Raw genomic sequence first — 25,527 nt, 5'->3', positions numbered from 1 at the left:
GAATAATACACATATTTATAGTTCAAAACAAAAGACCGAATGAAAACTGTTCCGAGTTACTTATTTACACTTAATAGTACCAAAATCAGGGTGGTGACTTTTTTTGAAGCCTAATAAGTATATAGAAAAACTAAAACAAATTGATACACTATCAGACTTAATTAAGCAAATTAAGTTAATTTTCGAGAATTTTGAAGATGATAATTATATACCTGCAATAATTGAAGAAGGTAGTTTTACAATAGACCATGGAGAAGATTTGTATGTAAAATTAGTTTTAAAACACCAAACAATTGAAATAAATGAAACATGGCTGAAAGATAATATGGCTATTGGACTTGATGAACCGACTACTATTACGGATGAAGTTAATGAGGCTGCTTTCATCCACAACATTATTACTTATAGAAAATATAAGTCAAGGAACTTATATCAGCTTAATCCATTACTAATCTCAGATCAAATTAATGAGTATGAGTACACTAATTCGGATTATGTAAATGCCTTTTTTAATGACGAATATTCAAATTTGCAGGGTCTACCAGTATTAAAATCGACCAATGACATCAAATTGCTTGTACTAAAGAAAGTTTTTAATAGCTATATAAATGATCCTGAGAGTAATATTTATCCGAAATTCGAGTTGGTAGCAGAGTTTGAATATCGGACTCATAACAATCATTTCGTTGATTTAAAATCTGAATCGAATAAATTGACTGATGCATTTCTTAAAGTGGATAAGGCAGATAATAAAATCTATATTCTCGGAAGCATTAAAATATCGTTACCTAATAAAGAAGGTAAACAGAATAGTAGGAATATTCAAGTGATTGACTTGGGCGATTTTAAGGCACGGAACCATAATCCAGGGCACTATAATGGCGATACAATAGAGGGATTCATTTGCTTTAAGCCAGAGGTATTAAACGTGCTTAAAGATTTTTACTATTTTTATGATCTTCAAATGATCGATAAAAATAATTTAGAGAATAGTTACTTAGTTGACGTCCTAAAAGATAAAGTCGTTTTTTGGGAGGCTGAGTATAATAAATTGCCTACATCAATTAAAGATAAAATAGATAAATATAATTTTGTTCCTCAAAATACAAAAAGCATCATTAGTCCAGCGATGTCGGCAATGCAGCTTGAAGTAGATTGGAATTGGGATCAAAAATTAACTCCAGAATATTTGCTTGCTAATCTGATAAGAGAAAGAGCATTTAATAGGGCAATAGATCTAGGTTTATCATTTATCGAGCCACAAAATGCGGCAGATTTGAAAGAGTTCATAATAAAAATAGAAAGTCTTACAAACATTAGGCTGGAGAGATTTAATTTAAATTCAGAAGAAGTTAGACAATTAATTAATATTCGGGACGGTGGTAGCTGGGATATACCCTCTGCTGACTTGAAACTTCTCTATCTAAAATATTGTTATGCGATCCAAATGGAGTATAGAAAATGACTTATATTAACGATTATTCGAAGCAATTAAGGTTTTTAATCGGTATGAATGGTTCTGGAAAAACTTATGCTTTAAATAAAGCATTAAAAGAGCAAGAGCAACATGCAATTTTAGTTACAGAAGATGGAATGCCTATAATACCTAGACATTTGAATCAAGTATCTGTAAATCTCGAAAAAATGTCTTACAGCTATACGAATGAGGCCTCGCGTGGCCAATTAGGAAGAGCAACTGAAGAGGAAAGCATATCCGATAGAGTACAGAAAATAATTTTGTATTGTAATGACATTAAAAGAAAACTAAACCTCTTCAAAAAGAAGTCTAAAGGGCAAGAAAAATTATTCAATATGATGGAAATATTTACTAATTATAATTTAAATCATATTAGAGCCATTTATTTTGATGAGCCAGAAAATTTTTTGGATGAAGAGTTTTTAAAAGTAATTGCAGAGTTCTTCCGTTTATTAGTCGATAGTAGTTTTATAGTAAGAGTGGCGACACATAATTCCCGACTACTTAACATATTAAAGGTCAGTTTAGAGGATATAATTTTCTTTAATTCTCATACCCAATTCCTAGTTTCGAATGATGAGATGAAAGAATTATACAGTTTGGCATCTTCCGAAATAGAAGAAATACGGGAAGCTAACAAAATGCTTACTGATGCTTCAATTAAATACAAATTAGATTTATTAAACTACCCTCAAGCCTTTGATAATTTTGTAGAACAATCTTTAAAAAGTGAGGAGTTCTACAGATGTTTATTTTATAAGAAGGTAATCATTGTCGAAGGGAATTCAGATATCGTAGCCTTATCTTCAATGAAAAATGAATTTGAGAGCTCGATAGAAATTTTTAATCCAAATGGCAAGGCGTTTATTCCTTTCTTTGTTCATTTGTTTCTAAAATTAAAAAAAGAAGTTGTTGTAATAATCGATGATGATATTTCTGAGCAGGACGAGGATACGTCTTTAAAGCATCCCGTTGCAATAACTAATTTACTGAAAGATTATGCGGCAAAGGGTGATATTAGACTCGTTATACACACGCCTGATTTAGAAGGGTTTTATAATATTGATCTTGATGAAATTGGAAGAAATTTAGGTATGTCTAGGTCAGTTCGTAGTTCTAATAGAGGCTGGTGCAAAACTTTAGCTGCTTTTATTTTCTTTAGTGACGAAGACAACAAACAAAGATTGAAAAATCACATATTTGGTACTGAAAAGGACACTTATTTCGAATTTCTTTAGTTGATTTTTAAATCTGTATGAGTATCTCTATCTCAAGCCCAAAGTTGATTCGATTGAAATAACTTAATTGCTATAGTGCAATGAAGTTGGAGTAATGATTTATACAAATAGAAAGTGGGGGCACATCGTATTAAAATATTCGTACACACTGGATACTCCACACATGTGGAGTGCGTTGTCCTATTGCAGCGGAAAAACGGTTAAATTATTGAAAGTGGAGGAGGCCGGACACCGGAACGAGGAACCGCCGGCCTTCAAAATAGCGGCACTTTTAGTACTTATATTAAGAGCCTTAGCATGTTCAAGCCCATTAGTGGATTTTTTTGTCCTTATTTTCATACGAATGGTCCAAAACGGGGGCATTCCTTGCGATTCGTGAAAATAGCGACATAAATTCCCTCTATTTCTCTCAAATGGACGGATATCGGCAGAATAACGACATTTTCTGTCCTTAAAAGGTTTGTCAGCAACTGACTGAAACTGGTGAATTGAAGAAGCAGCTCATTAAAAAAGATCAGGCTACCGAAGTCCTGGTCTTTTTTTAATGGAACTGCTAGAGTTGACAACGCACACTAATTCGACTAACATCTAATTAAACAATCGACTAATTTGATGCCTCTTAAATTTGTTGGCTGAGGGAGGACGAACCTTTTGGATGATAACGATAAGCGCTTTAGGGAGTCCGTCATTAAAAATTTTTTTACAGCCGAAGGACGGCTAAAGAGCATTCCCGCACAACTCAAGAAGAAGCTTGTTGTACTGGAACGGATAGCACTAAAGCTAGAGCCGGGACGAAAGTACAGTGAGAAGGAGATGAATGAATTGATTAAGGGTTATCATGACGACTATGCGACAATACGCAGGGAATTTATAATTCACCGGTTCATGTTTCGGGAGAACCAAATTTACGAGCTAAACCCGCAAGAACTATGGACAAAATGGGATGAGCTTTCATGATGAAGTTAGGTGCTAAACCGGCACTTATTTATGATTAGCTACGATCAGCGGCAAACGTAACACCGGCCGATTCTCTCGCCGCTTGCACGATTTCCATGACGCTCCGGCTTTGCTCCAGCAATAGCTCCGCGGCCTGCGTGTCCTGCCGTGCAATAATCCGTTCAAACTCCACGAACTCGTCATACATCCGGTGCGCGTGATTTTTATGATCCACTTTTTCCGGCAGCGCTTGACGATGGAGAGTATAGGTATACGAATCGCAGATATTCGCCGGACTGTTCATCTGAATGACGCCCTTGTCTCCTTGAATGCTGTAGAAGGCAGAAGCCGAGCTATCCTTGGCGCCAACGCAGACGGCCTTAAAATGTCCGTAATCCAGCAGCAATACGCCGGAAGTGTCAATCCCCCGCTCGATATTGGCCGTATATTGCACATGTTCCGGGCTGCCGAACAATCCGGTTACCCAGTGGATGTTGTAAATGTTGATGTCCATCAGCGCTCCGCCGGACATTGCCGGATCAAACGCGGGCAGCGTGTTCCCTGCTTTAAAAGCGTCATAACGGGAGGAATATTGGGAGTAGTTGCACTGCACGATTTTGATATCGCCAAGCAATCCCGCACGTTCTTTTATCGATTTGTAATTTTGCAGATGAATCGTTGTGACCGCCTCCAGCAGCATCAAGCCGCGCTCGCGCGCCAGCCTGTCCAACTCCAGAAACTCCCGCAAATTCGATGTAAAAGGCTTCTCGCAAATCACATGTTTGCCCTGCAGCAATGCCTTTCTGGCAAAAGAATAGTGCAGATGATTGGGCAGGCCGATATAAACCGTATCCAAATCATCCTCCAGCATCCTGTCGTAATCCGTGTAAATCTTCGGAATCCGATACTGCTGCCGTAATTGCCCCAGTTTCTCATAGCTTCTCGGCGTGCCGCAGATGGCGATGACGGAAATGTTAGGAATCTCATGAATAAAACTCAACAAATCCAACACGATCTTACCCGCGCCCGCTATTCCCAATTTCATCTTGTCCGTACACTCCTTATCCTTTTAATTTAATGACTCCATTATAGGAACATAAACTCCCGCTCGTATAGAGACTGCCGCCAGAATGGTACTTATGTTCAGCCGTGCCGATGGCGCTCCCCCTAATGCTGAACCAAAAGTTCATTTTCTATGCTTCTGAGCGAATCCTTTGGTACAATAAATCTTGAGGTGTGGGGCTGATGAAAATACTAACATTGCTGAAAGAGATGAGAGGTTTTACGCCTAACGAACAGAGCATTGCCGCCTACGTTCTGCAGCATCCGGAGAACTGCCTGTCCTTAAGCATCCATGAGCTTGCCCGGGCGGCTTTCACCTCGCATTCCGCCGTGGTTCGTCTGACGCAAAAGCTCGGCTTGGCCGGTTTCAAGGAATTCAAAATCAAACTGGCCCAGGAACTGCAGCAATCCCTTCAGCAGATTTCCGGCGTAGATCCAAACCTGCCTTTTGGGGTGCATGAGTCTTCCATCCAGGTAGCCGAAGGGATGGCCGAACTGCTGAAGGAGACTATTGAGAAAACATTTGTTTTGCTGGATCATGAGTTGTTGAACCGGTCTGCCGAAATGCTGAACCGTGCGAAGCGGATTTTTATGTTTGCCCTGGGGGATTCTCAAATTCGTGCCCAGAGCTTTCAAAATAAACTGATTAAAATCAACAAATATGCCATTATTGCCACCGAACTGGCGGAATGGGCGCAGCATACCGTGAATATGACTCCGGAGGATTGCGCCGTTTTTCTGACGTATCACAGTAAATCGCCCATCTATTTGAAGGCCGCCCGGCATCTCAAAAATACCGGAGTTCCCATGCTGACCATCACCTCTTCGGCCCGCAGCGAACTGGCCGCACTCAGTACGGTTTGTATTCAGGTGCCAAACGACGAGTTGTCCTATACCAAAATCGGGACCTTCTCTTCCCAGATCGCATTTGAATATGTGTTAAACGTGCTGTACTCCTGCATTTACAAACTCGACTACTCCAAAAACAGGCAGACCGCCCTTCAATCGCTAACTGCCTTTCAAGCGTTCGACATGATGCAAAATCTTTGAAAAATGAGGATATAAATCCTAGACGGAAGGAGCAGCAAACATGGAAACTATGAATGAACCGCAGCGGATGGAGCAGGCTTTGCAGCAATTGGCGCGGTTGATCCTTCGCCACGCCCCGTCGAACGGAACGCATCGGACGGTGATGCCTTCTTTGACGCTGATGTATGCCGCGCATCCGGCGGAACCGCTGGAAACCGTACACAAGCCCTCCATTTGCGTCGTGGCGCAAGGGGCGAAGACGGCCACATTGGCTGAGGAAACCTACCGTTACGATCCTTCGACTTATTTGGTCACTTCCGTCGAATTGCCGACCATCGGGAGAATTGTCGAGGCTACGCCCGAGATCCCCTATTTAAGTTTAAAGCTGAGCTTCGACGCCGACGTCATTCTTGAGATTTTGAACAAAATGGATCTGCCCGTTTCCGCTCCCGCGGAAGCCGGCCGCGGCATCAGCGTAAACCGGATGTCCTCATCGCTGCTCGAAGCCGCCGTGCGGCTCATGCAGTTGCTCGATACGCCTGAGGATATACCGGTTATGGAGCCGCTCATCGTCCGCGAAATTCTGTATCGAATGCTTCAAGGGGAACCAGGGGCTCTCCTCCATCAATTTGCAATCGTCGGCAGCCATGGGTACAACATCGCGCAGGCGATCCGGGTGATTAACCGGCAATATGACCGCCCGCTGGCGGTCGAGCAGCTCGCCAAGTCCGCGAACATGAGCGTGTCGGCGTTTCACAAGCATTTCAAACGCGTCACCGCGATGAGTCCGTTGCAATACCTGAAATCGGTGCGTTTGCAGGAAGCTCGGCGGTTGATGTTGGCGGAGTCCATGCCGGCATCCGATGCGGCGTTCCGCGTCGGCTACGAGAGCCCGTCCCAGTTCAGCCGGGAATACGCCCGGATGTACGGAAAACCGCCGATGCGGGATGTCCAGGAGTCAAAAGGGGTGGGTTCTTAGCTCACCGCCGGATTTGATCCACCTCTTCCCTTGAACTTGCAGCGCACAACATGGATGACCGTTTAGGCTTGAGTGAAACGGAAATTGAGGTCTTGAAGAAACAGCTTCATTAAAAAAGAAGATCAGGACGCCGACGTCCTGATCTTCTTTTTACTTATCGAGAGGCAACCTCCTCCGCCGCACCGGCAATATCCTTCGCGGTCAGCTTGTAGAACTGTTTTAGGTATTCAAGCTTGCCGACCTGGCCGAATTGTTCCCTGACGCCGATCCGCCGCATTAGGGTAGGGCAATGTTCGCTGAGCACCTCGGCCACGGCGCTTCCCAGTCCGCCGATGACGTTATGGTTTTCCGCCGTAACGACCGCTTTGGTTTTTTCGGCGTACTTGACGATTAACTCTTGATCGATGGGTTTGATCGAAAACATATCGATCACGGTGGCTTCGATGCCCCGCTCTTGAAGCAGGTCAGCCGCTTTCAGCGATTCGGCCACCATAATCCCGCTGGCGATGATGGCGACATCGCCTCCTTCACGGAGAACCTTGCCTTTCCCCGCTGCAAACACCTCATGTTCCGGGTAAAGTTTTACGGCATGTTTGCGGATCGTGCGGATATAATGAATGCCGTATTCCTGTTCTATTTTGCGCAGCAGGTAACGCAGCATCGTGGAATCGCTCGCCTCATACACCTGGGCCCCCGGAATCAGCCGAACCAGGCCAAGGTCTTCGAAGGCCATATGGGTTCCGCCGTTATGCTCGGCGGTCACGCCGGCGTCGGAGCCTAAGATTTTGATGTTCGTTTTCGCGTAAGCGCCGGAAACGAACAGCTGGTCAAAGGCGCGGCGGGTGGCAAACTGGCCGAAGGTATGGACATAAGGGATCTTGCCCGTCAGCGACAGACCGGCGGCAACCCCCATCATATTCGCTTCCATAATTCCGGTGTTGATGATTTGCCCCGGAATCTCTTTCATTATTTTATTCGTCGAGATCGCGCTCATTAAATCGGCTTCCAGGCCGATGACATGGGGATTGGCCTTGGCCAGCTCCAACAACGTATTGGCATACATTTGGCGCATTTCCACGTTTTCCAGTTCATAGTTTCCGGCAACTGCGTTCATCATAACTCCACCGCCTTTCCAAGTTTAGCTTCCAATTCCGCAATCGCCCTTAAAATAGCGGCTTCATCGGCTTCGCTGGGACGGATGTGATGGTTATCGGCCTTCTCTTCCAAATAAGGAACGCCCTGCCCTTTAACCGTATCCAAAATAATCGCAACCGGCTGATCCCCCTGCGCTTTTCCTTGTTCAATCGCTTCATAGATTTCCCGCAACGAACCGCCGTCCACCTTCATCGCGTAAAAACCAAAAGCGCTAAACTTCTCCGCAAAATCGAGCGGATCGATAATGTCCTTCGTTAAGCCGTCCAGCTGTTTTTTGTTGTCATCCACAAAGACAAAGAGCCGGTTCAGCTTATGATGCGCCGCGAATTGAAAAGCCTCCCAGCACTGCCCTTCGTTTAATTCGCCGTCCCCTACTATGCAATAGGTGTAATTGTCCTTAGCCGATAGTTTATGAGACAGAGCTACCCCAACAGCCGCGGAAATGCCTTGGCCTAAAGATCCGGTGGTCATATCCACGCCCGGCGTTAAATTTTTATCGGGATGCGAAGGGAGCTTCGTGCCGTTTTGGTTTAACGTATACAGAACTTCTTCGGGAAAGTAGCCTTTAGCCGCCAAAGCGGCGTACAGCCCCGGTCCGCCATGGCCTTTGGATAATATGAAATAATCGCGTTCCTCCCACTTCGGGTTTTGCGGATCGACTTTCATCACTCCGCCATACAATACGGCCAAAACCTCAACGATGGACAAGCTGCCGCCGTAATGGCCAAAACCAAGGTGATGCAGCTCTTTTAACGTTTTTAAGCGGATTTCATCACGAAATAATTCCAGTTTCTGCATATCCAAGTCCATTCGTATTTCCTCCTCTGGTATGTCTGGCATTTAAGCTTCCATCTGCTTTGAATCCTCGTTCGCTTTGCTTTTCTTAAAGAACCCGAATACCACGGCCAGCAGCACCAGTCCAACCACCGTTACGGTGACGCCTGTGGCTCCCAGCGATTTGGCGATATTTCCAAGCAGAATGCCGGAAGCCGCAAAGTCGGTATCCGAGAACGTCGTGCTGGCAAAACCGAGGTTGCCGAGAACCGGCATTAAGAATACGGGAAGGAACGTAATGATCAGTCCATTCACAAAAGACCCCAAGGTCGCGCCGCGAACCCCGCCCGTGGCATTGCCGAATACCCCTGCGGTCGCCCCCGTAAAGAAATGGGGAACCACGCCCGGCAAGATGATCACGGAGCCTGTCACGGCCAAAATCACCATCCCCACGATCCCGCCAAGAAAGCTGCTGAAGAATCCGATCAGCACCGCGTTTGGCGCATAGGGAAAAACAACGGGACAATCGAGAGCAGGCTTGGAGTCCGGAACCAGCTTGGTGGAAATCCCTTTGAAAGCGGGTACAATTTCCGCGAGCACCAGCCGAACCCCGGAAAGGATCACGAATACCCCTGCCGCAAAGGTAACCCCCTGGATGACGGAGAATACAAGGTAATGCGTGCCGCCGCTAAGTTCTTTTTCCACATAAGCCGGGCCGGCAAAAATAGCAATGATAATATAAAGAACCACCATCGTTAACGAAATGGTCACCGAACTGTCGCGCAAGAATCCCAGCCCTTTGGGAAAGCTGATCTCTTCCGTGGAACGGGAGCCTTTCCCGACAACCTTTCCGACAAGCCCGGAAGCAACGTAACCTATGCTCGAAAAATGCCCGAACCCTACGCTGTCGTTCCCTGTGATTTTCCGCATAATCGGTTGGCAAATGGCCGGAAACACCGCCATGATCAAGCCTAAAGCCAGGGAACCGACGATAATTAGCGGGATTCCTTCCAGGCCGGAAACCACCAAGATGACAGCAAGCATACAAGCCATATAAAGCGTGTGATGACCCGTCAAAAAGATATATTTCAGCTTTGTAAATCGGGCAATCAGGATGTTCGCGATCATGCCGAAGAACATAATGAAGGCGGTGGCGCTGCCAAATTCATTTAAAGCCATGGCCACGATGGCCTCGTTGTTCGGCACAACCCCCGACACATGGAAGGCGCTCTGAAACATTTTTCCGAATGGATCCAGAGACTGAACAATGATTCCGGCCCCGGCGGAAATGACCAGAAAACCGAGGAACGTCTTGGTGGTACCTTTCACGATCTCGCTTGCCGGTTTTTTCTGAATAATCAGCCCCACCAGAGAAATCAGCGCAACCAGGACGGCCGGCTGGCTTAAAATATCCATCATCAATTTGAGAATTCTTTCGCCCATAGCAGATGTCCCCCCGTTATTAAATCATTCCCTTGGCTTGGAATACGTCCTTAAGTTTGGCGCGCAAACCGTCCATATCGATAATGCTGTCGATCACAATCACCTCTCCCAAGTGCCCCATTCCTGCGGCAATATCCTTGGCGGCGATAAACAGATCCGCGGAATCCGGCGTAGCCGAGCTAAGGTCGGAATGGTCCACTTCGACACCGCTTAACCCCAGCTCCGACAAGATTTGTTTGACGTTCATCTCCAACATAAAGCTGCTTCCCAAACCCGTACCGCAAATCGCTAAAATTTTCATAGCTCTTCTTCCTCCCGTTTCCATGTTTTAAACCGCGGCAGAATATAACTTGAATAAGTCAAGAAATGCTTCTATCGACGCTTCCTCTTTGAGGAGCTCAATGTTTTTGGGGTCGCTGAGAAGTTTCGTTAATTGCGTAAGCGCTTTAAGATGGGTCTTGTTATCATTGGCCGCAACGCAAAACAACAGCCGGACAGGGTATTTTTCGTCATTCAAAAAATAGACCGGCCGATTAAGCTTTAAAAAGCTCATCCCCACCTGGTTCACGCCCATTTTGGGACGCGCGTGCGGGATCGCCACTTCATTGCCAAGCACGACATACGGCCCCATGGTCTTGATATTTGCAATCATCGCCTCGATATAGGAGGACTCGATGGCTCCTTTCTCCAGCAGCGGGTTTGCCGCTACTTTGATCGCCTCTTCCCAATCCGAGAGCTGATCAACCACTTGGATCGTTTCTTCTTTTAATAAATCGTTTAGCACAGGTTGGCTCCTCCTCTGGATATCTATTTTTCTATGGAACGTCAGTTGGCTTAACGCATCCGTTAATCCCTTTTCGTCGAAAATGTCGGCGTAACGCCCAATCGTTTGGATCAGCTCTTTTAAGGACAGGTCCTGGTACCCGATCCCAAACAGCTGCCGATACACTTCATTGACCAGCCTGTTTTTTTCGTTGGGCGTCATAATCGGCTTTACATAAAAGCACGGGAGCTTGGACTCGAGCTCGATCGTCGAAAAGATCAGATCATACGGATCGCCATTCTCTGTTTGGTACTCCTGTAAGGACAGCGTTTTTTCCACGGTGATTTCCGAAAACAGCGACTCGATCTGGTGCTTCACCATCAACGAAGAGCTGACCCCGCTGGGACAAACGACGATCGCTCGTTTCTTTTTCGGCATGGCGTGCTGCGGTTTGGCCAGCAGCGCTCCAAAATGCATCGTAATAAAGCCGATTTCTTCCTCCGGAATATTGATGCTTAGCAGCGATCCGACCGGCTGAAGCAGTTCCTTGATTATGGTGTAAAGCTCGTGATGTTCCTTCTGAATCTGCTCGAGCAGCGGATTATGAATCGGAATCCGGTACTTCATGCGAAAATAAGCCGGCTTAAAATGCTGATATAAGGTGCGGATAACTTCATCCTTTTGTTCGAAAACAATCGCCGCCTTATATTCAAAATCGACGACCAGCTGTTCACATAAGTGAAAAAGCAAGTCCCGGCTCCCTTCTTGAACCGCGCGGCTGCCTAAAGACAAACCTAACAATTGGGTGGTGAAATAACACAGCTCATGTTCATCTTCCTCGAATCCCAGATGATCAAATAAGGTTTTGGCCACGGGCCACATGGGATCTCTGCTTAACAACTCGATTTCATCGCTATGAAATTGAACGGATTTTCCTTCTTTGTGACGGTAAGCGTAAAGAACAAGAAAATAAGCAAATTGACGTACACGTTCCTCCACAAAATCGAGCTGAAAAAGCTTTTCCGCTTGCACAAGCGCACGGTGAGCCGAATCTAAGGGAAGAAGTTCTTGCCGATCCCGCACCAGATAGTGGATTAGTTTTTCAAAATACGGTATTTGCATCATCTGCGCTAAATGCTGCTGGACAAGGATTCGCTTATCGGACTCGGTCCCCCGAAGATGGTAGCCCTTCTGCCTGGAATAACGAATTTCAACCAGGAAAGGGCGGTTCATTTCGTTGGCCTTTTTCACATCGGAAATCACCGTGTTTTTGCTTACCTGGAGCAGCTGCGTCAAATGTACCGACGAAATATGCTCTTGCCGTATAAAGAGATACAGGTAAATGAATATCAAACGTTCCTCTTCCGTTAAAAAGAAATCCTGTTTGCGGTTCTCCAATTGCTGCTTTCGGCAAAAAGCCACCACCTCTTCCGGTACCATGATATGGTTCATTCCTTTGTAAGGAATGGCAGGAAGTGCTCTCTCCTTCAACCAATAATTGATTTTGTCCAAATCATAGGAAATTTGCCTTTTGGTTAATTGAGAGTGCTCCATGACTTGATTCATGGTTGTATGCTTCACTTTCAAAAGGTGCTTCAGTAAAAGCGCAGGACGTTTATCAATCATCAATGGAACCACCTCCTGCAATGATCATATAATAAAACGCTTTCATTTTGGGAAATCGTTGAGAACAAACGATGGCGGGGAGTGAGGAACAAAATTGGGCTGAAGTTGGGTTTGGGTAATCCGGTCATAATGAATGCCGCTGTCGGGAGGTATTGGGCAACCGTTAGACATTGAACTCCCGTCTTTTCGGCTAAATAAGCGTGTTTACAACCGTTAGCAAAAAACTAAAGGCCTTGGATGCCAATCTCAAACTCATATCCGATTCGAGAAATTTACAATGAAGTTCTGATCCATCAATATTTCGTCCAATAATCTATATTACCGCTCGAGGCGCTGAATTTTGGGCGTTGCGGCTGATCCCGTTCCCACGCCTCCAGAATAACTATCGTATCCAACCTGGGATTGTCCGGCCAAAAGATATACCGCTGTTCCACCAACCCACGCAATCCGGCAAATATATCCTGCTTGTTCCTGCCGGTCTTAATCTCCAACTCACCGATCGTAGGCATCCGTTTCCGCTGCGTCGAATAGCTGTATAGGATACGAAGCAATTTCCGTTCAAGGTCTGGAAGCATTTTAAACACTCCTTTCGAATAAGAACACATGTTTGTATTATATACGAATAATCGTTCCGCGTTCAATCAGAAAAAACAGTAATTCTCCTCTAAAAGTATCTAATCCGAAAAGAAGGGTGATTGATGGTGAAGAATTGTTGCGACTGCCGTCTTAAACGAAACATTACGAACGGAATTGAACCAACAATGACGCTAAGGAATAAATAAAAAGAAGCATTAAGCCCATATCCGATTTGAGAAATTACAATGAGGTTTTGCGGGATATTTCTGTAGGCGAACCGGTATTTTTAACTAAAAACGGCAGAGGGAAATTTGCTATTGTCGATATAAGTGAATATGAAAAACTAACGGCTTCTCTAAAACTGATGTCAAAGCTTGCTCAAGGAGAGCAATCAGGGAAAGAAAAGGGATGGATGACTATAGATGTGACAATTACCTGATATTTTACAGATATGAAGATGGAGTAGTTTATGTGGTTAGAATTTTATACGGCAGACGGAATTTCATACGTGTTTTGTTTAGCAATTTACTTGAGGAAGAAAAATAAAATTTATTCTACTTAAATGGTTCAACCTAATCATCAGTGCTTGACAGTCAAGCCGACAACAGACCGTGGTCTGGAGCGAGACTCGCTATCCGGAGGCTTTGCACGATTATCCCGTTTGATCATGTGACTTGGCTTTCTGAACCAAAGGGATAATCGTGCAAAGTGGTTTGGAGATACCCCCCCCCCCCATCTCCGTCATCATTTATTATGTCAAGCACTGATTTTCGTCTTGAGCCACTTAAATTAACATAGAAATAACCGGGACAAGGGCTAACCATTTATCGGAACCTGCGTCCCGTTTTTTTATTTTTCCTGCCACTGCGTTAAATTAATTCTCCCTCCCCCTCCCCCAATAATTCACCAACGGAAATATCCAGCGCCTTTGCAATAGCAACGCCTACGTAATCCTAAAAGTGAAAGATTATTTTTTTACTGCGAATGTCGAACTAAAACAAACCGATTCCGCGTTAAAATGGAGACGAAAAGCGCTAGCGCGGAGGAGGAGAAGAACAATGGAATTTCCATTATGGTTTCAAGTCGCAATTCAGGAAAGGTTGAACCACATTACAACGCGTATCAATCGTCATCCCGAATTACGCAGACTTCGTGCCGAAGAACGCTCGGCTCTTGAGGCGTTGCTTTCCGGTACGGATCAAACGAAGTCGCCGGAGTATAGGACTGGGAGGACAAGCATCAATTCAGGCAGGGTTTAGAAAATGAACGTTTGTACATGCAAGGGATGATGGACGGTGTGCAACTTGCAATAGCGTTGTTAAAACCAAACAGAACACCAAATCCGGCAAAATCGGATACAGAAATTAAACTGTAAGGTGTTTAGTTGCTATTTTTACGCGTTAGCGGTCAAGTATACAGAAACAGCCCGCTCGAGAGTGGGGGAGGCCAAAATGGTTAGGCCCAGCTTCCAGTTATATAGCAAAGAGGGATGCAAAATGCCACGAAATGCAAAAGTGCATGCGATTTTTGTCGAAACTCCTCAATAGGGGCAGTTCAAATGCAAATATGCAGTTCATTTCCGGTCAAAAGATACTTTTTTATCTAATCGACAATTTTCAAATGCACTTTTGCATTTCATCCGCTCAATAATAGCGATTTACGAAAAATCAACTGCACTTTTGCACTTGGTTACCTCGCCCCCTCCCCCTGTTTGAAGGTTTTCCCCTATTACAAGTTGAATTTAATTTTGAAAGAGTAAAGATAGATTGACGGAGGGGAACCATGGGACAAAGAGCAAATCTGATTATAGTTAGAAATAATTATTACGAGTTGTATTACAGCCACTGGTGCGCAAACACGCTGCCTAAAGATTTGTTTTGGGGGGAGCAACATGCCGTCAAATTCATCGAAATGCAAAAGCAGGTGGAGGAATCCGGATGGTTGGATGACGAAAAAGTACTGCCGGACAACTGCAATTCCAGAACATTGACCAAAATCAATTAATGCAAGATTTAAAGAGCCAGCTGCTTTGGGAATCGTCAAATCCGGTAGATACTATAACCAACTTTGCCAAAAAAGAAGCCGAGGCAGGAAGAAACGTAGAAATAAACCCGCACGCTTTGCGATACGATACATATGAACTGTCCAGTAAAATTAAAGAGGAAATGCTGCAACGCGCTATAGATAGCTTGCGTTAAACTTCTGGAACTGCCGCCGCAAGCTGTGCAGCCGGTCCGCCGACGGCAGCAGGTCCCCGGGGCAGCGCATCTCCCAGCACCCAGGCTCCCCGATATTCGCAGGCCGTCAGCCAGGCGGCCATCGCTTCAATCGGGACGGTGACGGCCCCGCCATTCCCGGGGGGAGCGCGCCCCATCCGTCTTCTTGTCTATTTGATCCCGGAATGAATAAAGCTGTCGATAAACTGCCGCTGGAACGCCAGAAAAATGATCAGGAGCGGCACGATCACCAGCAGCGTGGCCGCGCTGACCTCCGTCCACTGTACGCCGACTTCAAACGATTGGGCGAAAATGGACAGCCCCACCGTTAGCGGCCGGTTTTCCACGGAATTGGTCACGATCAAGGGCCACAAAAAATTGTTCCATTGATAGCTGATGGACACCAGCGCAAACGCGACATAGGTTGGCCTGGACAAGGGAAAATACACCTTCCACAGCACTTGCCAACGGTTTGCCCCCTCCACAAGCGCCGCTTCGTCAAGCTCGTAAGGGAGCGTCTTGAACATCTGCCGCAGCAGGAAGATGCCGAAGGAGGAAGCCAGATAAGGCAGCATAATCCCAAGCTTCGTGTCGAGCAGCGAGAACTGCTTCAAAATGTTATAGTTCGGAAAAATCAGCACGTCCGCAGGGATCATAATCTGCGCCAGGAACAACAGGAACACGAGGCTGCTCCCGACAAACGGAACGCGCGCAAACGCGAAAGCCGCCATGGTTGCGGTCAGCATCTGCACCGCAAATACGCAGAACACGATGAGCAGCGTGTTCAGGTAATACACCGCAAAGGGGGCGGCGGACCACACCGTCGCGAAATTATTCAAGGTAAAATCCGCCGACCAAAAGCCGGATAGCGCCGCCTGCCGCGGGCGAAACGCCGTCACCGTCATCCAGACGAGCGGCACCAGCCAGATGACGGCCAAGAGCAGCATGAGAACATTGCCGATTTTCGGCGCAAGTTTCTGCAGCATAAATACGCCTTTCTTCCCGGACGGCCATCCGGGATCAGTTATAATGAATTCGCTTGTCGAGCCCGAAAAACTGCGCCGCCGCAAACAGCAGCATCAGCCCGATCATAACGACGGTCAGCGCGGAAGCAAGCCCCTGGTCCCAGAAGCTGAACGCCGTCTCGTAAATGTAATACAGCAGCAGATTGCTGGCATTGTTGGGACCCCCGCGGGTCATGATCATCAGATGATCAACAAGCTTGAACGCATTCGTCAGGGCGATAATGCTGACGAACAGCGTCGTTGGCATCAGCAGCGGGAACGTGATTTTACGGAACACCGTAAAGGCTCCGACCCCATCCATCTGAGCGGCCTCGTAAAGGTCGCGCGGGATATTTTGCAGACCGGCCAGATAAAAAATCATCAGGTACCCCGATTCCTTCCAGATAATCATGATAATCATCGCCCACATCACCAGCCCCGGCGTGCCCAGCCAGTTCAGTTCGGCTTGCCCCGTCCAGGACAACAGCCTGCTCACCAGGCCGTATTCCGGCGTGTAAATGAACAGCCAGATGTTTGCCGCCGCGATCATCGGAATCAGTGTCGGGTAAAAAAAGCCCGTCCGCATCAGCGCTTTTCCCCGGATCGCTTTGTTGGCAAAAACCGCCATCAGCAGGGCGAGGCCGATTCCCGCAGGAACCGTCCCCACCGCAAACAGGGAATTGTTGCGCATCACCTTCCAGAACACCTCGTCCTCCGCCAGCCGGCGGAAGTTGTCCAGCCCGGCGAAAATCGGCTCCGGCGTAGCCAGATCGGCCTGAAAAAAGCTCAGGCGCAGGGTCAGAAAGATCGGGTAAAACGTGAACAGCGCCAGGATCGCCAGCGACGGCAGCAGCAGCAGCCAGGCGAATCCGTTGTTTCCGAGTCTGATTCCTTTCATGGCTATTTGTTAAAAGACGCCAGCGCCTGATCCGCCTCCGCCTGCGCTTTCTTCAGCGCGTCGGCCGGGGTCATATCGCCCGTCAATGCCGCCTGTACGGAATCGTTCAAAATTTTCATCACCTTGCCATTGTTGTGAGTGGACAGCTCGGCCGCCGCGTATTCCAACTGATCGCGGGCCACGACCGCCGCCGGGAACCCAGCCGCGTACTCCTTCATCCGTTCCGTCTCGTATGCGGACTTGCGCACGGCCACATAACCGGTGTCGATGCTCCACTGGGCGGCGCGCTCGGGTTCGGTCATAAACTTGACGAATTCCCAGGCGGCCTGCTGCTTCTCGGGCGCGATATCCTTGAAAATATAGAAGTTGCCGCCGCCCGTCGGGCTGCCGTACTGCTTCTTCGCGGGCAGGAAGCTGACGCCGAAGTCAAAGGTGGCGTTCTTTTTCACGTTCGACAGGTTGCCGGTCGTATGATACATCATCGCCGTTTTGCCTTCCAGGAAATCGGATGGTACGGTGCTCCAGTCGGTGACACCCTCCGGCATCGCCTTGTGCTTCGCGGCCAGATCCAACCAATACTGCAGCCCCTCCACGTTTTCCGGCGTATCGAACATGACCTTTTTGCCGTCCGGGGTCATCAGATTGTCACCGTTTTGCAGGGCAAAGGTCTGCATCATCCAGTAAGCGAAGCCCGTGACCGGGATTTCCAGGCCGTAGCGCCCGTCTTTTTTCAGCTTAACCGCGTATTCCTGCATTTGCTCCCAGGTTTCCGGCCCTTTTTCCGGATCGAGTCCGGCTTCCTTGAACATCTCTTTGTTATAGTAAAGCACGATGGTGCTGCGCTGAAACGGAATGCTGTAAGTATGGCCGCCCGTTTGCGAGTTGGCCATAAACGCCGGGTAAAAATCCGCCAGATAGCCGCCCTCTTCCTTTGCAATAAAATCGTCAAGCGGAAGAATCGCGTTCATATCCAGCAGGCTAAACAGCTCGGTCGACTGCAGCACCGCCACATCCGGCGGCTGCTTGGCCTGAACGCCGGCTTGCGTCTTCACCGCGGTGTCGGCGTAGCTGCCGGTGTACACCGGGGTCACGTCGATATCGGGATGCTCCGCTTCAAAGTCCGCCGCCATCGCCTCGATCGTCGCGGTCAGCGGCCCGCCGACCGCGATCGGATAATAGAACGTAAGCTCGGTCTTTTTCCCTGCGGACGCCTCCGCTGTCCCCGCCCCGTTCGTGGACGCATTCGTGCCGGAAGCGGACCCGCCGTTGCCGCCGCTTCCGCTTCCGTTGCCGCCCCCGCATCCCGCCAAAAGCGACAATCCCAGCGCAACCGCCAGCACTTTCGTACTCCATTTTTGCATCACGTCAATCTCCTCCATATTTCATATATTGGTGTGCGGAAGAATCGCCGCTTATAGAGGTTGTTCAATCGGTGCTGAAAAGCCGACTTTTTGAACTCGCACATATAGGGACCGGCATTTCTTCCACTGTAGCAAACTCGTTTATTTCCATGATTAGCACCGGGTAAAAACGCGGTTAAATTCGGGCCGGCAGTTTCAAATCTCCCCGGCCTGCCCAAGCAGTTCGTCCAGCGTGGTCCAGACAAAATCCGGCATGACCGGAAACTGTTCCAGATCCCCAAGCGAGGCGACCCCGGTCAGCACAAGCGCGGTCCGCATGCCGTGGCTAACCCCGAACACGATGTCAGTGTCCAGCCGGTCCCCGATCATGAGACAGCGGTCGCCGCTCGTACCGCTCCATTCCAGCACCTTGGCCGCGAAATAGGCGGACGGCTTGCCGATGACTTCGCCTACCGTCCCCATGCTCGCGGCTTCGATCGCCTTGACCATGGACCAGGTGTCGGGAATCAGATCCCCGGCCACCGGGCAGTTCGGATCCGGATTGGCGGCGATCAGTTGCGCACCGTTCCGCACCGCCTTCATCGCCCGGTGCAGCTTACCGTAGTCGAACTCCCGGTCCATGCCGACCAGCACATGCGTCGCCCGCGCCGGATCGTCCGTCGTTTCCACTCCGGCCGAGACGAGTTCATCGCGCAGCGCCTTCTCCCCGGCAACGAGTACTCGCACCGCTCCATGTGATTCCAGAAAGTAAGCGGCGGACATGAACCCCGCCGTCACGATTTCCTCCTCATGCGCGGCAAGGCCAAGCTGCAGCAGTCGGTCCCGACATTCCCCGCGGGTGCGGATGGTCGTATTGCTCAAAAACCTTACTTGTTTGTTCAAGCTTCTTAAATGGCACAGCGTTTCCTGCACGCCGGGCAGCAGGATGTCACCCAGAAAGATGGTGCCGTCCAAATCGAAAAAGTACGTTTCAAATGACAGCGTGTCCGGCAATGAATGAGCAGCCTCCTTTGGTGCGGACAACACAAAAAAGCCCGTTATGCGGCGCACGGAAGCAGGTTTGGCAAACAGGCCATTCCTCCGGTACCGCATAAGGGCTTTCTCCTCGTCTCCGACCCTTAAATGATGATGTTATTGAAAAAACTTCTTACTTTATAATAAACCTTCTGTGTTATCCCCGTATTAACGTCATGTTAACGGTTTGCAAAAGAGTGCGCAGGCTTCACGCCCATCCCGTAACCTTATTTCAGAAACCCGGCCGCATCGAGGAAACGGTCCAGTACGACCGCCGACTGCGCGCGCGACGACGGGCTTGCCGGTGCCAGCCTGTTCCCGGATATGCCGTTAAACAAGCCCGCCTCAAGGACCAGGCTCCATTCCGCTTGTCCCCATTTCACCTCGGAGGCGTCGCGGAACCGCTCAAGCGCGCCGGAGCCTCCCGCAGCCGCGCCTTCGCCGCCAAGAGCGGCCAGCTTCATGGCCCTGGCCATCATGACCGCCTGTTCGCCGCGGGTAACAGGAGCGCCCGGGCGGAAGGTTCCATCGGCATAGCCGCTCACAAGCCCGGCCGCAGAAGCGGCCCGCACATACGGAGCGAACCAATCATCCGCGCCGACATCGAACAGCGCCGGAGTCGGCGCGCCCTGCTCCGCAGCGGCCGTGCTTGCGCTATCGCTTAGCCCCAACGCGCGCACCAGCATCGCCGCAAATTCCGCCCGGGTCACGGCGCGGCCGGGTTCGAACGCTCCGCTGCCGGTGCCGCTCAAGAGCAGCCGGTTCGCCAGCTTCTCGGCGGCGGCTTCGGCCCAGTGGCCGTTCATGTCGGCGAAGTCCTTATTCATGGCGACGGCCGTATAAATCCCGTTGCCGCCATGGGTCAGGACGACTTCCGAAGCGTCAGCCGCATACCGGCCCGGCGTGAAGGCCAGCGCCTTCCGTGCCGTGTCGTACCGTGCACCGGCGATTTCCATGGTATTTCCATTCCCTTTGATGCCGATATACTTGATGCTGCCAAGGAGCGCAAACGGTACGGCGGACTTGGACGAACGATCCGCCGCCTGCAGGCCGAACTCCACCACAGGCCCGGCCAGCGTTCCGCCCGCACGATCGGCGGCGTTCCGTACGGCTTCCGCCTCAGCGCCGTCCAGCCCGCGAACGGTGACGATCAGCTCCAACGCGTCCGCGTTAACGCCGAGCGCCCTGGCCGCCTGTGCGGCATCGAGCTGCCGCAGCGGCAGTCTGTAGCCCGCGTTCAGGTCGGTGTTAACCGCCGTAAGCTCCGCTCCGCTCATTCCGGCCGCTGCGGCCAGCGCGGACAACGGCAGCGTCAGACGCTCGCCCGTAAACCTGACCTCAACCCGCCGGCCGTCCCGGAACGCCTGCTCCAGCTCCGCGGCCGAAACCGCGCCGCCGGCGGCTTCCATAACGCCTGTCTGCTCTGCTTGACCTGGCTGCGAAACGCCGCCGGTTTCGGGCGCTCCGCTATTTCCGCTGTTCGTTCCGCCAGCGCTGCTGTTGCCGGGCGAACCGCCGCCGCTGCTGCCGCCATTACCACTGCCCCCGCCGTTGTTGCCATTGTTGCCGCCATTGCCGCCACCTCCGTTGTTTCCTCCGCTGTTATTGCCTCCTCCGTTATTGCCTCCTCCATTGTTATCGCCGCCACCTCCCGGCGGCTCACCGCCGCTGTCTCCACCGCCGTTAACGGCGATTTCCACGGGCTCGGAGTACAGGTCGTAGGTGCCGCCGCCGTCGATCGCAGCGGAATAACGCAACAGCGCGTAGGCTTTACCGGCTCCGACCGCCTTTACCGTCGCCCCGTCCGCCTGCACCGCGTCAGCCCCGGCAAGCAGCACGACTTCAGGCGCGACCTCTGTCTTGTCGCCTTTGTACGTCTCCACCTGGGCGCTTAAAGTCCGGCTCTCCCCCTTGTTCAGGGTAATGACCGGCTCCCGGGCGGCAAGCGAAGCGGCCCAATCGGAAGCGTAATACGTATAATCTGTGGTAATGCCAAACGCGCCCATTTTAAAATACTTGACGATATCCTCGCGCTTATTTAGCGTCCACGGGGAAATCAGGAGCCCGCGGTGCTTGGCCGCTTCCATAAATTTCGGACCCAGCCCGTTATAATCGGTATTATAAGTCCAGTTCTGCTTGGATAACGCTTTGAGCGTGTCGCGCAGCGAACCCTCCACATTGTTTTCGCTGGCGATATAGCCGGTCAGCAGGCCGGCGTTCATTTCCGGCATCAAAACCGCCAGCCGGTCCAACTGCGCCGGATAAAAGGACATGACATTGACGATATCCTCGGCGTTATGTTTTTTCACGGTGCTGACAAAAGCATCCACCGCCGCCGGCGTCTCGGTTTTGATCTCGGCGTACACCATCCGCCCTCTGGCGCGGGCCAGCTCCAGCTGTTCGTCCAGCGTCGGCATCCGGACTACCGGAAAGCCCTGCGGATAAGGCTTGTTGGCGTTAAACGCCTTAAGCTCGGCCAGCGTATGGTTTTCCACCGGTCCATAACCGTCCGTTGTCGTTTCCAGCACGGAAGAGTGCGAAATGATCAGGTAGCCGTCTTTGGTCAGGAACATGTCGTTTTCAATGTAGTCGGCTCCGGCGTCCAAAGCCAAGGTATTGCTTTCGATCGTGTTTTCCGGCGATACGGAAGGCATGCCGCGGTGCCCGATCATATAGACTTTCCGCACCAGCGTCGTGTCCCGTCCGTACAGCTTCAGCGCTTCATGCGCCTCGGCCGGCTCGGCGGCCACCAGCCCGTTGACCCCGGCCGTAATCATGCGGTGCAGCGGTAAGACCCCGCCGGAGGAGTCAGGCGCTTCCTTGCTCCAGACCATGATCGCTAGCTTCTGCAAGTAGGACACATTCTCGCGGGTTGCCGCGCTTTGCGGCAGCAGCGCGATCCGCGCCTGGCTCGCGGCCGTCTGCCTGCGGATGTCCAGCAGTTCCTCCCGGGAAGGATTGGCGATGGAGGTGAAATCCAGAATGCCGCGGATCATCGGGTATGCCGCACGGGCTCTTTTGACCAGATCCGCCCGCTCCGAAACGATAAACACATCCTCCAGCCCACGAGCGCGCAGTTCATGAACCAGCCGATCCACGGCCAGCTCTTCGGTGACATAAAAAGCCGGAATGACCTTATCGCCGGCCGCGGCAAGCGCCTCCTCAAGGCTCGCTATTTCCCGGCCGCCGCCGGGTTCCGTCACGCTCAACTCCGCGTTCAGGTGAAAAATCGCCGTGGCGGGCAATTGGCTCCCCGTCAGCTTGGCCAGGTCGCCCTGACTTGCAATGTCGGTCACAATCGTTGGCGCCATAGCAATCCGCGTTTCCGGCTCCGCCACCTTAATGAACGGTTCGATCGCCGGAGCGGGCAGCGGCTGTTCCAGCAGCGTCACCCGGATGTTGTCGATTCTCATGTCGCTGCCGTCCGCCTGGAAGCCGATGCCGCCTTTATCGTAGGCGGTTGCCTTGAGCGAATCGATCATCATCAGCTCGCCCACCCATTCCTGGACCCGGTTCCCAAAGGCTTTCACCGTATAATGCAGCGCCTTCCCTTCCTGCATCGGCTCCGTGTAGGAGCCGCGCTCCATCACGTTCCACTGGTTCGACGCCGTGCGTTCCGCGAATTCAACACCGTTGTATGCGGACGGGTCTTTACGGACGGCCATCTGATAATAAGGATAGTTCCCGTCTTGAATCCGGAACATGATCGAATTCCAGCGCCCGCTGTTATTCGCGGCCGCATTCGTGATGTCCGCCTCGATCGTATAGTTGCCGAACAGCTTCAGATAATCCGGCAGCAGCACCCGGGACGGGTTGTCCGGAGATGCGGACGCCTGCATCTCGAACGCTCCGGCTCGCACTCCAGCTTTGCCCTCGGATGCTCCCTGAAGGCGGGTCCAAGCCTCGGGAAACGTGCCGTCCGCCAACTGATCTAAATTCTCTTCATACAGAACATATTCCCCGTCTTCCGCGGCCTTGACCACGACGATTAGGCTGAGCTCGGCGTTGTCCTTGCGGACCTTCACCTTGTATACGCCGGGATGCTCCGCCATCAATTCCCCACCATCTACACGGATTGCCCCGCCGCTTTCGGCGGACCATTCCACAACGTCACCGCCTAGCTCCGCCGAGGAATAATCGCTGGATTCAGCCGTGAACATGACGGACGCCAGCTTGACCGGGGTTCCGGCATCCGCCAGCAGGTAGCCGGTATCATGCGCCAGCTTCAGCACCTTCGCCCCGGTCAGCGACGGCGTCACCCGGACGGCTTGGCTCGCTTCCGCCTGGTGGTATACCGCGGTTATGGTCGCCTCGCCTTCCTTCAACGGAACAGGCTGATTATCAACGATCTTGACCACGCTCTCGTCCGAAGAATAAAACTTGAGCTCCTCCCCCGTTACAGGCTCTTCCAAGCCGTCGGAGTAGTACACGGTCCCGGTCACCGTCAGCGGACCGGCCAGCGCTTCCGCCGCAGCCGGCAGGTTTAGGTCAAGCCGGTCCGCCGTGATGCGCGTAACCTTCAGGTTGTCGAAGGAGACCGTCATCTGGTCGGCCTGAAAACCCACTTTCCCCCGCTCCAGCAGATCGCTCTCCAGCGTCCTGTCCATCAACAAGGTAAAGTCCGCGTCGTCCTTAGCCTTGATGTATTCCTTGACGTTATTGCCGAACACCCGGACCTTCATCGTATAATCCTCACCCAGCTCAAGCGGCCGCCATGTTCCGTTCGCCGGGACGGACCAGTTGTTGTCGGGCTTGCGGTAAGCGAACTCGTACGTGCCGTTCTGGCGTACGGCCATTTGATTATAGGGGGCTTTGCCGTTTGCGGGGACCCGGAACATCAAGGCCGCCCAGCGCGCCCCGTTCAGTACGCTTTCAATGCGGACATCCGCCTCCACCGTATAATTATCGCTTTGAACCGGCGCCGTAATCCGCGCCTGCAGCCCTGCTCCGTTACCGTCAAAACGCAGTCTGCCGTTCTGATACGTTTGATACACCGTGTCCGTTACGCTGTAAGTATCTCCGGTGACGGTAGCCGTTTCGTGAACCACCCGGAACGCCGGGCTGCCCGCATTAACATCGGATATCCATCCGGGCGGTACGTTCCCTTCCTGCAAATCATCGAAATTTTCTTGAAACAGTACCGGATCGACGGCTCCGGACACCGGGCTGTCGTAGTCCAGGTTCACCACCCCATAACCCGAGGTATCGTTCCAAAAGCTCATCGTATTGTAGGCGCTCCAGTAGCTTGTCCGCTGTTTGGCCGTATCGGCGGCATCATAACGATTGGTGACGCCCACCTCAAGACCGAGCTGCCGGTTCAAGCGGGGATCCGTATTCAGCATATCCCACGGCACGGCAAGCTCCGCGGTCCATCCTTCCGGCGTGGCCTGGATGGCACGAAGCACCTTCCTCTCGTCCTTCCCCGCGTGATTGTTTAAGGCCGCGCCAAACCGGAACTCCGGCGTGCTTGAGCCCTCCGCGTACAGGAGCCCGATCTGCATATCGTCCTGCGCAAACGGCGACGACCGGTGCAGCGCCGGATCGAAGAACAGGTGCAGGCTGTCCTGATCAAACCAATACCCGGACGCCCCGCTAATCGGCGTGTCATCCTCGATCCGCACACCTATGTATAAATAGGTGTCGTCCCACAGCAGGCCAAACCGGCTGTCGTCGCTTGCGGACGGATCGGTATGCGCCGCGAGCGGCTCGCTCACGTTCCAGAACGATTCGTCGAGCCGCCCGTCGATCACGGGGGCCGTCAGGGTCCGAGCGGCGCGTATCTCCGCCCTCCCCGGTTCCGCCGCCGCAACCTGCGCAGGCCTAAGTCCAACCTCCGCGAGTCCGGCCAGGAGCGACAGAACGGCAATCATATTCAACAGCTTTGTTGCTTTGTACATTCGCGTATCCCTCCTTGTAATAGTGCGAGTTCAAATAGGTTGAAAGATGCGGCACAAACGCCACTCGTCCGGCTAAAGC

The 25,527-nt window shown here is 50.9% G+C and carries 20 protein-coding genes and 1 pseudogene; 8 read left to right on the top strand and 13 right to left on the bottom strand.

Annotated elements, in window-relative coordinates:
- Positions 1-103 precede the first annotated feature (103 nt).
- The 3 genes and pseudogenes from NYE69_RS11645 to NYE69_RS11635 form a co-directional block, all read left to right on the top strand.
- Positions 104-1,465 (top strand): hypothetical protein, encoded by a 1,362-nt coding sequence (locus NYE69_RS11645; protein ID WP_340926321.1) that lies wholly within the window; start codon positions 104-106, stop codon positions 1,463-1,465.
- Positions 1,462-2,715, top strand: coding sequence for a TOPRIM nucleotidyl transferase/hydrolase domain-containing protein (locus NYE69_RS11640; RefSeq protein WP_340926320.1), 1,254 nt, complete (start codon positions 1,462-1,464; stop codon positions 2,713-2,715). The genes NYE69_RS11645 and NYE69_RS11640 overlap by 4 nt, the downstream gene beginning before the upstream one ends.
- A 657-nt stretch (positions 2,716-3,372) precedes the next feature.
- Positions 3,373-3,672, top strand: a pseudogene (locus NYE69_RS11635) (DUF2087 domain-containing protein); the annotation flags it as partial.
- A 34-nt stretch (positions 3,673-3,706) separates the two neighbouring features.
- On the opposite strand, the gene NYE69_RS11630 reads toward NYE69_RS11635, so the two are convergent.
- The gene (locus tag NYE69_RS11630) at positions 3,707-4,696 is read right to left on the bottom strand and encodes a Gfo/Idh/MocA family protein (RefSeq protein WP_328273116.1); all 990 of its coding nucleotides are present in this window, start codon (positions 4,694-4,696) and stop codon (positions 3,707-3,709) included.
- A 200-nt stretch (positions 4,697-4,896) separates the two neighbouring features.
- On the opposite strand from NYE69_RS11630, the gene NYE69_RS11625 reads away from it, so the two are divergent.
- Together NYE69_RS11625 and NYE69_RS11620 are read left to right on the top strand one after the other, a co-directional pair.
- The gene (locus tag NYE69_RS11625; RefSeq protein ID WP_340926319.1) at positions 4,897-5,763 is read left to right on the top strand and encodes a MurR/RpiR family transcriptional regulator; all 867 of its coding nucleotides are present in this window, start codon (positions 4,897-4,899) and stop codon (positions 5,761-5,763) included.
- Between the two features lie 49 nt (positions 5,764-5,812).
- Positions 5,813-6,721, top strand: a complete 909-nt coding sequence (locus NYE69_RS11620; RefSeq protein ID WP_328273118.1) for an AraC family transcriptional regulator — start codon at positions 5,813-5,815, stop codon at positions 6,719-6,721.
- A gap of 154 nt (positions 6,722-6,875) precedes the next feature.
- Here the strand turns inward: NYE69_RS11620 and NYE69_RS11615 are convergent, their stop codons facing one another.
- The 6 genes from NYE69_RS11615 to NYE69_RS11590 form a co-directional block, all read right to left on the bottom strand.
- The gene (locus tag NYE69_RS11615) at positions 6,876-7,838 is read right to left on the bottom strand and encodes a transketolase family protein (RefSeq protein ID WP_340926318.1); all 963 of its coding nucleotides are present in this window, start codon (positions 7,836-7,838) and stop codon (positions 6,876-6,878) included.
- Entirely contained in the window at positions 7,835-8,686 is an 852-nt protein-coding gene (locus tag NYE69_RS11610) for a transketolase (RefSeq protein ID WP_340926317.1), read from the bottom strand. The genes NYE69_RS11615 and NYE69_RS11610 overlap by 4 nt, the downstream gene beginning before the upstream one ends.
- 30 nt (positions 8,687-8,716) lie before the next feature.
- Positions 8,717-10,093 carry a PTS ascorbate transporter subunit IIC gene (locus tag NYE69_RS11605; RefSeq protein ID WP_155620529.1) on the bottom strand — a complete coding sequence of 459 codons (1,377 nt, stop codon included), beginning with the start codon at positions 10,091-10,093 and terminating at the stop codon, positions 8,717-8,719.
- 19 nt (positions 10,094-10,112) lie between these two features.
- The gene (locus NYE69_RS11600) at positions 10,113-10,394 is read right to left on the bottom strand and encodes a PTS sugar transporter subunit IIB (RefSeq protein WP_036624963.1); all 282 of its coding nucleotides are present in this window, start codon (positions 10,392-10,394) and stop codon (positions 10,113-10,115) included.
- Between the two features lie 27 nt (positions 10,395-10,421).
- Entirely contained in the window at positions 10,422-12,482 is a 2,061-nt protein-coding gene (locus NYE69_RS11595) for a BglG family transcription antiterminator (RefSeq protein WP_340930376.1), read from the bottom strand.
- Between the two features lie 293 nt (positions 12,483-12,775).
- On the bottom strand, positions 12,776-13,057 hold the full coding sequence (locus NYE69_RS11590) for a hypothetical protein (protein ID WP_340926316.1): 282 nt from the start codon (positions 13,055-13,057) through the stop codon (positions 12,776-12,778).
- Between the two features lie 203 nt (positions 13,058-13,260).
- Between NYE69_RS11590 and NYE69_RS11585 the strand changes: the two genes are divergently transcribed.
- The 3 genes from NYE69_RS11585 to NYE69_RS11580 all read left to right on the top strand — a co-directional run bounded on the left by NYE69_RS11585 (position 13,261) and on the right by NYE69_RS11580 (position 15,062).
- Positions 13,261-13,497 carry a type II toxin-antitoxin system prevent-host-death family antitoxin gene (locus NYE69_RS11585; RefSeq protein ID WP_213510504.1) on the top strand — a complete coding sequence of 79 codons (237 nt, stop codon included), beginning with the start codon at positions 13,261-13,263 and terminating at the stop codon, positions 13,495-13,497.
- The gene (locus tag NYE69_RS33675; RefSeq protein ID WP_213510470.1) at positions 13,467-13,604 is read left to right on the top strand and encodes a type II toxin-antitoxin system RelE/ParE family toxin; all 138 of its coding nucleotides are present in this window, start codon (positions 13,467-13,469) and stop codon (positions 13,602-13,604) included. The genes NYE69_RS11585 and NYE69_RS33675 overlap by 31 nt, the downstream gene beginning before the upstream one ends.
- A 1,236-nt stretch (positions 13,605-14,840) precedes the next feature.
- Positions 14,841-15,062 (top strand): hypothetical protein, encoded by a 222-nt coding sequence (locus NYE69_RS11580; RefSeq protein WP_213510471.1) that lies wholly within the window; start codon positions 14,841-14,843, stop codon positions 15,060-15,062.
- Positions 15,063-15,252: 190 nt separating this feature from the next.
- On the opposite strand, the gene NYE69_RS11575 is transcribed toward NYE69_RS11580, so the two are convergent.
- The 6 genes from NYE69_RS11575 to NYE69_RS11550 all read right to left on the bottom strand — a co-directional run bounded on the left by NYE69_RS11575 (position 15,253) and on the right by NYE69_RS11550 (position 25,448).
- Positions 15,253-15,432: a hypothetical protein gene (locus NYE69_RS11575; protein WP_213510472.1), complete on the bottom strand. Its 180-nt coding sequence runs from the start codon at positions 15,430-15,432 to the stop codon at positions 15,253-15,255.
- A 12-nt stretch (positions 15,433-15,444) separates the two neighbouring features.
- A complete protein-coding gene (locus tag NYE69_RS11570; protein WP_278738270.1) occupies positions 15,445-16,260 on the bottom strand; it encodes a carbohydrate ABC transporter permease in 816 nt (271 codons plus the stop codon).
- A 34-nt stretch (positions 16,261-16,294) separates the two neighbouring features.
- Entirely contained in the window at positions 16,295-17,176 is an 882-nt protein-coding gene (locus NYE69_RS11565; RefSeq protein WP_340926315.1) for a carbohydrate ABC transporter permease, read from the bottom strand.
- A gap of 2 nt (positions 17,177-17,178) precedes the next feature.
- The gene (locus tag NYE69_RS11560; RefSeq protein ID WP_340926314.1) at positions 17,179-18,537 is read right to left on the bottom strand and encodes an ABC transporter substrate-binding protein; all 1,359 of its coding nucleotides are present in this window, start codon (positions 18,535-18,537) and stop codon (positions 17,179-17,181) included.
- A 195-nt stretch (positions 18,538-18,732) separates the two neighbouring features.
- Positions 18,733-19,530: an HAD-IIA family hydrolase gene (locus tag NYE69_RS11555; protein WP_340930370.1), complete on the bottom strand. Its 798-nt coding sequence runs from the start codon at positions 19,528-19,530 to the stop codon at positions 18,733-18,735.
- A 248-nt stretch (positions 19,531-19,778) separates the two neighbouring features.
- A complete protein-coding gene (locus NYE69_RS11550) occupies positions 19,779-25,448 on the bottom strand; it encodes a glycerophosphodiester phosphodiesterase family protein (RefSeq protein ID WP_340926313.1) in 5,670 nt (1,889 codons plus the stop codon).
- Positions 25,449-25,527: the final 79 nt, after the last annotated feature.

It is taken from the genome of Paenibacillus sp. FSL R5-0527 (assembly GCF_038008055.1).
In the GTDB taxonomy this organism is placed as follows: Bacteria; Bacillota; Bacilli; order Paenibacillales; family Paenibacillaceae; genus Fontibacillus; species Fontibacillus macerans.
This window is presented reverse-complemented; position numbering and strand designations above follow the sequence as displayed.

Excerpts from the sequence above, each read along its gene's own strand:
- NYE69_RS11565 (WP_340926315.1), bottom strand. The coding sequence starts at position 17,176 with ATGAAAGGAATCAGACTCGGAAACAACGGATTCGCCTGGCTGCTGCTG.
- NYE69_RS11600 (WP_036624963.1), bottom strand. The coding sequence starts at position 10,394 with ATGAAAATTTTAGCGATTTGCGGTACGGGTTTGGGAAGCAGCTTTATG.
- NYE69_RS11570 (WP_278738270.1), bottom strand. The coding sequence starts at position 16,260 with ATGCTGCAGAAACTTGCGCCGAAAATCGGCAATGTTCTCATGCTGCTC.
- NYE69_RS11625 (WP_340926319.1), top strand. The coding sequence starts at position 4,897 with ATGAAAATACTAACATTGCTGAAAGAGATGAGAGGTTTTACGCCTAAC.
- NYE69_RS11640 (WP_340926320.1), top strand. The coding sequence starts at position 1,462 with ATGACTTATATTAACGATTATTCGAAGCAATTAAGGTTTTTAATCGGT.
- NYE69_RS11630 (WP_328273116.1), bottom strand. The coding sequence starts at position 4,696 with ATGAAATTGGGAATAGCGGGCGCGGGTAAGATCGTGTTGGATTTGTTG.
- NYE69_RS33675 (WP_213510470.1), top strand. The coding sequence starts at position 13,467 with ATGGATGACTATAGATGTGACAATTACCTGATATTTTACAGATATGAA.
- NYE69_RS11620 (WP_328273118.1), top strand. The coding sequence starts at position 5,813 with ATGAATGAACCGCAGCGGATGGAGCAGGCTTTGCAGCAATTGGCGCGG.
- NYE69_RS11605 (WP_155620529.1), bottom strand. The coding sequence starts at position 10,093 with ATGGGCGAAAGAATTCTCAAATTGATGATGGATATTTTAAGCCAGCCG.
- NYE69_RS11575 (WP_213510472.1), bottom strand. The coding sequence starts at position 15,432 with ATGGGGCGCGCTCCCCCCGGGAATGGCGGGGCCGTCACCGTCCCGATT.
- NYE69_RS11610 (WP_340926317.1), bottom strand. The coding sequence starts at position 8,686 with ATGGACTTGGATATGCAGAAACTGGAATTATTTCGTGATGAAATCCGC.
- NYE69_RS11550 (WP_340926313.1), bottom strand. The coding sequence starts at position 25,448 with ATGTACAAAGCAACAAAGCTGTTGAATATGATTGCCGTTCTGTCGCTC.
- NYE69_RS11580 (WP_213510471.1), top strand. The coding sequence starts at position 14,841 with ATGGGACAAAGAGCAAATCTGATTATAGTTAGAAATAATTATTACGAG.
- NYE69_RS11560 (WP_340926314.1), bottom strand. The coding sequence starts at position 18,537 with ATGCAAAAATGGAGTACGAAAGTGCTGGCGGTTGCGCTGGGATTGTCG.
- NYE69_RS11590 (WP_340926316.1), bottom strand. The coding sequence starts at position 13,057 with ATGCTTCCAGACCTTGAACGGAAATTGCTTCGTATCCTATACAGCTAT.
- NYE69_RS11615 (WP_340926318.1), bottom strand. The coding sequence starts at position 7,838 with ATGATGAACGCAGTTGCCGGAAACTATGAACTGGAAAACGTGGAAATG.
- NYE69_RS11595 (WP_340930376.1), bottom strand. The coding sequence starts at position 12,482 with ATGATTGATAAACGTCCTGCGCTTTTACTGAAGCACCTTTTGAAAGTG.